The 7637-nt window shown below is 69.2% G+C and carries 7 protein-coding genes; 2 read left to right on the top strand and 5 right to left on the bottom strand.

Features of this window, described 5'->3' with window-relative positions; all coding sequences use genetic code 11:
- Both nusA and rimP read right to left on the bottom strand, forming a co-directional pair.
- A partial coding sequence (gene nusA, locus H7I57_RS08805) for a transcription termination factor NusA (protein ID WP_264023043.1) occupies positions 1 to 1031 on the bottom strand: 1031 nt, incomplete at its 3' end.
- Positions 1028 to 1561 (bottom strand): ribosome maturation factor RimP, encoded by a 534-nt coding sequence (rimP, locus tag H7I57_RS08800; RefSeq protein ID WP_264023042.1) that lies wholly within the window; start codon positions 1559 to 1561, stop codon positions 1028 to 1030. The genes nusA and rimP, both read right to left, overlap by 4 nt.
- Before the next feature lie 179 nt (positions 1562 to 1740).
- Between rimP and H7I57_RS08795 the strand changes: the two genes are divergently transcribed.
- Positions 1741 to 2280, top strand: coding sequence for a hypothetical protein (locus H7I57_RS08795; RefSeq protein WP_264023041.1), 540 nt, complete (start codon positions 1741 to 1743; stop codon positions 2278 to 2280).
- Entirely contained in the window at positions 2277 to 2762 is a 486-nt protein-coding gene (locus H7I57_RS08790) for a ferritin-like domain-containing protein (protein WP_264023040.1), read from the top strand. The genes H7I57_RS08795 and H7I57_RS08790 overlap by 4 nt, the downstream gene beginning before the upstream one ends.
- 16 nt (positions 2763 to 2778) lie before the next feature.
- Here H7I57_RS08790 and H7I57_RS08785 read toward each other — a convergent pair whose 3' ends face one another.
- Genes H7I57_RS08785 through cobA form a run of 3 tightly spaced genes read right to left on the bottom strand, consistent with a single transcriptional unit; the run spans position 2779 to position 7439 of the window.
- Positions 2779 to 4527: a proline--tRNA ligase gene (locus H7I57_RS08785; protein WP_264023039.1), complete on the bottom strand. Its 1749-nt coding sequence runs from the start codon at positions 4525 to 4527 to the stop codon at positions 2779 to 2781.
- 47 nt (positions 4528 to 4574) lie between these two features.
- Positions 4575 to 6194 carry an MFS transporter gene (locus tag H7I57_RS08780; RefSeq protein WP_264023038.1) on the bottom strand — a complete coding sequence of 540 codons (1620 nt, stop codon included), beginning with the start codon at positions 6192 to 6194 and terminating at the stop codon, positions 4575 to 4577.
- Between the two features lie 33 nt (positions 6195 to 6227).
- On the bottom strand, positions 6228 to 7439 hold the full coding sequence (cobA, locus tag H7I57_RS08775; protein WP_264023037.1) for a uroporphyrinogen-III C-methyltransferase: 1212 nt from the start codon (positions 7437 to 7439) through the stop codon (positions 6228 to 6230).
- Between the last annotated feature and the right edge of the window lie 198 nt (positions 7440 to 7637).

Genomic DNA, 7637 nt, shown 5'->3' with positions numbered 1-7637 from the left:
CGGGGCTCGGGCCGGCCCGAGGGACGGCCGGGCGCCGCGTCGGCCGCGGCGTCGTCGCTGCGGATGTCGATGCGCCAGCCGGTCAGCCTGGCGGCCAGCCGGGCGTTCTGCCCCTCCTTGCCGATCGCCAGCGACAACTGGAAGTCCGGGACGATCACCCGCGCCGCCCGCGTTCCCTCGTCGATCACCGACACCGAGACCACCTTGGCCGGTGACAACGCGTTGGCCACGAACCGGGCGGGGTCCTCGTCGTAGTCGATGATGTCGATCTTCTCGCCGGACAACTCGCTCATCACGTTGCGCACCCGCTGCCCCATCGGGCCGATGCAGGCGCCCTTGGCATTGAGGCCGGGCATCCGGGAGGTGACGGCGATCTTGGAGCGGTGCCCCGCCTCCCTGGCCACGGCCACGATCTCCACCGACCCGTCGGCGATCTCGGGGACCTCCAGCGAGAACAGCTTGCGGACGAGGTTGGGATGCGTGCGCGACAGCGTGATCAGTGGTTCCCGCGCGCCGCGGCTGACACCGACGACGTAGCAGCGCAGCCGGTCGCCGTGTTCGTAGCGTTCGCCGGGCACCTGTTCGGCGGAGGGGATCACCCCTTCGGACCCCTTGGTCTCGCTGCCCATCCGCACCACCACCAGGCCGCGGGCGTTGGCCCGGGCGTCGCGCTGGATGACCCCGGCGACGATGTCGCCTTCGCGGGCGGCGAACTCGCCGTAGTTCTTCTCGTTCTCGGCGTCGCGGAGCCGCTGCAGGATCACCTGGCGCGCGGTGGTGGCGGCGATGCGGCCGAAACCTTCAGGGGTGTCGTCCCATTCGTGCACCACGTTGCCGTCGGCGTCGGTCTCGCGGGCCATCACCTTCACGATGCCGGTCTTGCGGTCGATGTCGATGCGGGCGTCGGCCTCGTGGCCCTCGGTGTGCCGGTATGCGGTCAGCAGCGCCGATTTGATGGTCTCGACCACCACGTCGACGGTGATTCCCTTGTCGGCCTCGATCGCGTGCAGGGCCGCCATGTCGATGTTCACGCTTCGGCCTCCTTCCCGGACTGGCCGGCCAGTTCCAGCTCGTGCGGATTTGGTGGTGAAAACTCCACCTGGACAACAGCTTTGACGATCTCATCGAGATCGAGGCCACGGACTGTGAACTTGCCGCGGGCACCGTCGCGCAGCACCAGGGCGACCGTGCCGCCCCGTGTCTGCCCCAACCGTCCGGTCAGGGTCGTGCCGTCGGACAGTGTCATCTCGACCTTGCGTCCGCGGGCCCGGCGGAAGTGTTTCTCGGTGGTCAGCGGGCGGTCCACCCCCGGCGAGGTCACCTCGAGGACATACTCCGCGGAGTCGAGATCGTCGAGGAGTTCGGAGGCCGCCCGCGACAGCCGGGCGATCGAATCGAGATCCAGCCCGTCGTCGCCGTCGGTGACCACCGTGATCCGGGGTGGACGCGCCGAAGCGTCGATCTGAACGTCTTCGATGTCGAATCCGGCGCGCGCGAACTCCCCGTCGAGCAGTTCGATCACCTGTCGTTGCGACGGCAATCCCGTAGACCGCTCCGCCACGGCGAGCTCCTCGTCTTGAGTTGTCCGGACACGGTTCGCAAGGATTTCGTGAGTACACGATCCCCGGACCCGACACTCCACGATACGCCAGCGCCGGCAGGCCAAAAAACGAAAACCGGTCGTTACCGCGGCCCGACACCGAACTCGGTCGCCGCGCGCGCCTCGACGGCAATGGCAGGATGTTGCTCGTGCCGAGCCGACCACCGACCGTCAGCCGTCGACGGGTGCTCGCCGGAGCGGCGGCCCTGGCGATGGTGGGCGCCACCTCGATGACCGCGGTGGCCTGCGGCACCGCACCGCCCCCACCCGATCTCGACGACCTGACGACCGGGCTCGACCGCGCCCGCGCCGACAGCAGTCTGGCCAGCGAAGCCGCCGCGGCCACCCGCGGGTCCGCCGCCGACGCCCTCACCGAAGCCGCCGCCGAGCGTTCGGCGCACGCCGAGGCGCTCGCCGAGGAGATCGTGCGGCTGACCGGCCAGGCCGCCCCGACCACCAGCGTGACCACTACGACGACGACCTCGACTGCGTCGCCGTCCGCGGCCGCACCCGTCCCCACCGTCGACGACGTCATCGGCGCGCTGCGGGCATCGGCCGACAGCGCCGCTGCGGCCGCCGCGGCGCTGTCCGGATACCGCGCCGGGCTGTTCGCCTCCATCGCCGCGGCGTGCACCACCGCCTCCAGCGTGGCCCTGACCCCGGCGGGAGGCGCGCGATGACCTCACCTCGCCCGCGGCCGGACCCGTCCGCGACGCCGGCGAGACCGAGCGACGCCGCCGACGGCGCGTTGTTCGATGCCATCGCCACCGAGCACGCCACCATCTACGGCTACGGGATCGTGTCGGCGCACTCGGTCCCCGAGGTGAACTACCTCGTGTCGGAGGCCATGGCCGAGCACCGCAACCGCCGGGAGGCGGCGATCGCACTGCTCGAGGAGCGCGGCGTCGCCGTTCCGCTGCCCGCCGCCGGGTATTCGCTGCCGATCGAGGTCGACACGCCCGCCGAGGCCGCGAACCTCGCGGTGACGATGGAACAGGACGGGGCCACCGCGTGGCGGGCCGTGGTCGAGCAGGCGACCGATCAGACCGTGCGGGCCTTCGGCGTCACCGCGCTGACCGAGAGCGCCGTCACGGCGGCGCGCTGGCGCCGCGTCCGCGGCGACGCCGCGATCACGGTCGCGTTCCCTGGCGGCACCGAATAGTCGGCAGAGTCCGCACTCAGCCCGCCGCGACCGCTGCGGCGATGTCGGCGGCCGCGGCTTCGGCGGGGACCTCCCGCTTCTCGCCGCTGAACCGGTCGCGCAACTCGACAACGCCGTCGGCCCAGCCCCGCCCCACCACGACGATCCACGGCACGCCGAGCAACTCCGCATCCTTGAACTTCACACCGGGTGAGGCCTTGCGGTCGTCGAGCAGCACCTCGAGGCCACGGCCGTCGAGTTCGGCGGCGAGTTCTGTGGCGGCCGTGCGTGCCTCGGCGTCCTTGTTCGCGATGACCACGTGCACGTCGAACGGTGACACCGACGAGGGCCAGCGCAGCCCCAGCTCGTCGTGATGCTGCTCGGCGATCACCGCGACCAGGCGCGACACGCCGATGCCGTAGGAGCCCATCGTCAGCCGGACCGGTTTGCCGTCCTCGCCGAGCACGTCGGCGGCGAACGCGTCGGCGTATTTGCGGCCGAGTTGGAAGACGTGCCCGATCTCGATGCCCCGTGCGGCGACCAGCGGTCCCGCGCCGTCGGGTGAGAGGTCCCCTTCGCGGACCTCGGCGGCCTCGATGGTGCCGTCGGGGGTGAAGTCGCGACCGGCGACCAGCCCGACCACGTGCCGGCCCGGCTCGTCGGCGCCGGTGATCCAGGCCGTGCCGTCGACGACCCTGGGGTCGACGAGGTAGCGAACCCCGTTCGCCAGCAGGCCTTTCGGACCGATGTACCCCTTGACCAGGAACGGATGCCTGGCGAAATCCGCGTCGTCGAGCATTGCGTACTCGGCCGGTTCCAGCGCGGCGCCCAACCGCTTGTCGTCGACCTCACGATCGCCGGGCACCCCGATCGCGAGCAGTTCCCACTCACCGCCGGGCTGACGCACCTTCACCAACACGTTCTTGAGCGTGTCCGCGGCGGTGATCCGGCGTCCGAGTCCGGCGCCGTTGGCCCAGTCGACGAGCGTGGCGATGGTCGGCGTGTCAGGGGTGTCGTGCACGACGGCGTCGGGCAGCCCGTCGATCGGCCGGGCCTCGGGCACCGCGGTGATCACGGCCTCGACGTTGGCGGCGTACCCGGATTCGAGGCAACGCACGTAGGTGTCCTCGCCGACCTCACTCTCGGCCAGGAACTCCTCGGACGCGCTGCCGCCCATGGCCCCTGATACCGCCGACACGATGACGTACCGAACCGCCAGCCGATCGAAGATCCTCTGATAGGCCTCGCGGTGTGCGTGATAGGCGTTCTTGAGCCCGTCGTCGTCGACGTCGAACGAGTACGAGTCCTTCATGATGAACTCGCGGCCACGCAGGATGCCCGCCCGGGGACGCGCCTCGTCGCGGTACTTGGTCTGAATCTGGTACAGCCGCAGCGGAAAGTCCTTGTACGAGGAGTATTCGCCCTTCACGGTCAGCGTGAAGAACTCCTCGTGCGTCGGCCCGAGCATGTAGTCGTTGCCCCGGCGGTCTTTCAGGCGGAAGACGCCGTCGCCGTACTCCGTCCACCGGTTCGACGTCTCGTACGGACCACGCGGCAGCAACGCGGGGAACAGGATCTCCTGTCCCCCAATGGCGTTCATCTCGCTGCGGACGACCGCCTCGATCTTGCGGAGCACCTTGAGGCCCAGCGGCAACCAGCTGTACAGCCCGGGCCCGACCGGACGGACGTAGCCGGCCCGGAGCAGCAGTTTGTGGCTGGGCACCTCGGCGTCGGCGGGGTCGTCTCGCAGGGTGCGCAGGAACAGCTCGGACATCCGGGTGATCACAGCCGACAACCTTACTGAGTGGTCTCAGTGTGATCGGCGAGCGGGAGCTAAAGCTCTCCGGCGTCGATCGCGTCCTTGACTTCCTGGGCGTGGGCCACCTGCTCGGCGGTGTACCCGATGAACAGCGCGACGCCGCCCACGATGACCGCGACCGCGGCCACCCACAGCAGGCCGTATGTATAACCCTGGTCGAGCGCGTGCAGTTGCGCGGCGTTCATGTCCTTCACCGGGCCGTTGGTACCGCCCAGATACAGCGTGCGCGACGTGATGACCGCCTGGATGATCGCCAGCACCACCGGTCCGCCGAGGCTCTGCAGCATCAGCGCGATGGCCGACACCGGACCGATCTGATCGAACCCGACGCCGGCGATGGCCGACACCGTCAGGGGCACCACGATCATGCCGATCCCGAAACCGCCGACGGTGATCGGCAGCACCAGGTTCGGGAAGTACGGGATCCCCGCGTCGAGCGTCGAGCCGTAGAGCATGGCGGCCAGGACCAGGACGCCGCCCCCGATCACCAGCAGCCGCGGCGGGAACTTCGACACCAGCGCCGACGACAGGCCCAGGCCGATACCGAGCGCGATGACGAACGGGATGAAGCCGATGCCCGCACGCAGCGCGCTGTAGCCCATGATGTCCTGCACGTACAGGCCGATCAGCACGGTCAGCGTGAACATCACGCCGCCGGCGAGGAAGATCGCGGCGAACGTGGCGACCCGGTTTCGGTCGTGGAACAGGCTGAACGGGACGACCGGGTTCTCGGCCGTGCGCTCGACGTAGAGGAACGCGGCCAGACAGGCCAGCGCGGCGGCGCCGGAACCGAGCGTCACCGATGACAACCAGCCCTGCTCGGGGCCCATCGAGAAGGCGAACACCGCGGCCGTGCAACCTAATGTCGCCAGCAGCGCACCGGCGGCGTCGAGCTTCAGCCGCTCCTTGTGGGTCTCCCGCAGCGTCTTGCGGGCCAGGTAGATCACGATCAGGCCGATGGGCACGTTCACCAGGAAGGCCAACCGCCACGAGACCTCGGTCAGCGCTCCGCCGACGACCAGGCCCATCACCGAGCCGACGCCCGTCATGGCCGCGAACACCGCGGTGGCGGCGTTTCGGGCAGGTCCCTTCGGGAACGTCGTCGCGATCAGGGCCAGGCCCGTGGGCGAGGCGATGGCCGCGCCCACCCCCTGCAGCAGCCGCGCGATCACCAGCGTGACCTCGTCCCAGGCGACTCCGCAGAGAATCGAGGCGATGGTGAACAGAGCGACGCCGACGATGAAGGTGCGCTTGCGGCCGATGGTGTCACCGAGGCGTCCACCCAGCAGCATCAGGCCGCCGAATGTCAGCACATACGCGGTGATGACCCAGCTGCGTCCGGCGTCGGACAGGCTGAGCTCGTCCTGGATCTTCGGCAGGGCGACGATCGCAATGGTGCTGTCCATCGTCGCCAACAGCTGCATCCCACCGATCGCGATGACCGCGGCGATGAAGCGCCGGGAGGGAAGCCAGGCGGGAACCTTGCTGGAGCGCTGCGCGGCAGTCCCGCCGGCACCCGCGCCGGAGACACGAGCGGAAAGTGCTCGATCCTGGGCCCGTTTCGAACCCCGGCGTCCCTTGCCTTCGGCGTCACGTTGGATGGCGGCACGCTCTGCGTCATTGAGAGCCGTCATAACGAGTTACCTTACAGTACTCTTAAGAATTCTTTACCCGCCGAAGCCGGCGACCGCCCCGATCACGATGATCGCAGGAGGTCGGATGCCATCAGAACGGATTCGTTCCGGCGCGTCGGAAAGCGTCGACCGCAGCGTCCGTTGCGAGGAGGTGGTGCCGTGCTGCACCACCAGAACCGGCGTATCCGCTGGTCGGCCGCCTTCCATCAAGACTTTGACGAACAACTCGATCCGTTCGACGGCCATCAGCAACACGATCGTGCCGCGCATTGCCGCCAGCGCATCCCAATTCACTAACGATTCGGGGTGCTCCGGCGCGAGGTGTCCGCTGACCACCACGAACTCATGCGTCAGGCCCCGATGGGTGACCGGGACACCGGCGAGCGCAGGAACCGCTATGGCACTGGTCACACCGGGTACCACGGTGACCGGAATCCCGGCGTCGGCGCACGCGATGACCTCTTCGTAACCGCGCGCGAACACGAACGGGTCGCCGCCCTTGAGCCGGACGACGAACTTGCCCGCCCTGGCCCGGTCGATGAGCACGTCGTTGATCGCCTCCTGCGCCATCGCCCTGCCGTAGGGGATCTTCGCGGCGTCGATCACCTCCACATCCGGTGACAGCTCCGCGAGCAGTTCCTGAGGTGCGAGTCGGTCGGCGACGACGACATCGGCCTGGGCCAGCAGCCGCCTGCCGCGCACCGTGATCAGTTCGGCGTCGCCGGGGCCCCCACCCACCAGCGCCACGCTCCCGCGCACCGCTCCGGAAGACTCGTCGGTGATGAGCCCCTGCTGCAGCGCCTCGTGGATCGCCGAGCGGATGGCCGCCGACCGGCGGTGCTCCCCGGCGGCGAGCACTCCGACGGCCAGCCCGTCGTACTCGAACGACGCCGGCGTTACGGCGGTGCCCTCGACCGCGATGTCGGCGCGGACGCAGAACACCCGACGGCGTTCGGCTCCCGCGACGATGTCGGCGTTGACGTCCGGATCGTCTGTGGCCGCAATCACATACCAGGCGTCGTCGAGGTCGCTGTCGCGAAACTCCCGCATTGTCAGCGTGATTCCGACTTCCTGCCGGCTCAAGGCCTCGACCGCGGGGGTGGCGGCCCTGGTCACGACGTGCACGTCGGCGCCGCTGGCGACCAGCAGCGGCAAGCGTCGCTGCGCAACCGTGCCGCCGCCCACGACAACGACTTTGCGGCCCGTCAGACGCAGGCCCACCAGATAGGCGTTCTCTGAGGTCACATTGCTCCTCGCGTGCGCGTCACCCGGCGAGCTTAGCCTTGATTCACCGATCGACCCTCGGCGTGGGGGCGAATTCGGTTGTGCGCTTTGGAGTCGGGGTGGGCCGTTGTGCGGGATCAGATGATGCCCTCGGCGTGGGGGCGAATTCGGTTGTGCGCTTTGGAGTCGGGGTGGGCCGTTGTGCGGGATCAGATGATG

The sequence above is a fragment of the Mycolicibacterium pyrenivorans genome (genome assembly GCF_025821625.1).
Lineage (GTDB): Bacteria > Actinomycetota > Actinomycetes > Mycobacteriales > Mycobacteriaceae > Mycobacterium > Mycobacterium pyrenivorans.
The sequence above is the reverse complement of the archived record's forward strand: the minus strand, read 5'-3'. Positions and strand labels throughout refer to the sequence as shown.

Bases quoted from the DNA above. Each gene is read 5' to 3' on its own strand.
- H7I57_RS08795 (WP_264023041.1), top strand. From the start codon at position 1,741: ATGTTGCTCGTGCCGAGCCGACCACCGACCGTCAGCCGTCGACGGGTG.
- H7I57_RS08780 (WP_264023038.1), bottom strand. From the start codon at position 6,194: ATGACGGCTCTCAATGACGCAGAGCGTGCCGCCATCCAACGTGACGCC.
- H7I57_RS08790 (WP_264023040.1), top strand. From the start codon at position 2,277: ATGACCTCACCTCGCCCGCGGCCGGACCCGTCCGCGACGCCGGCGAGA.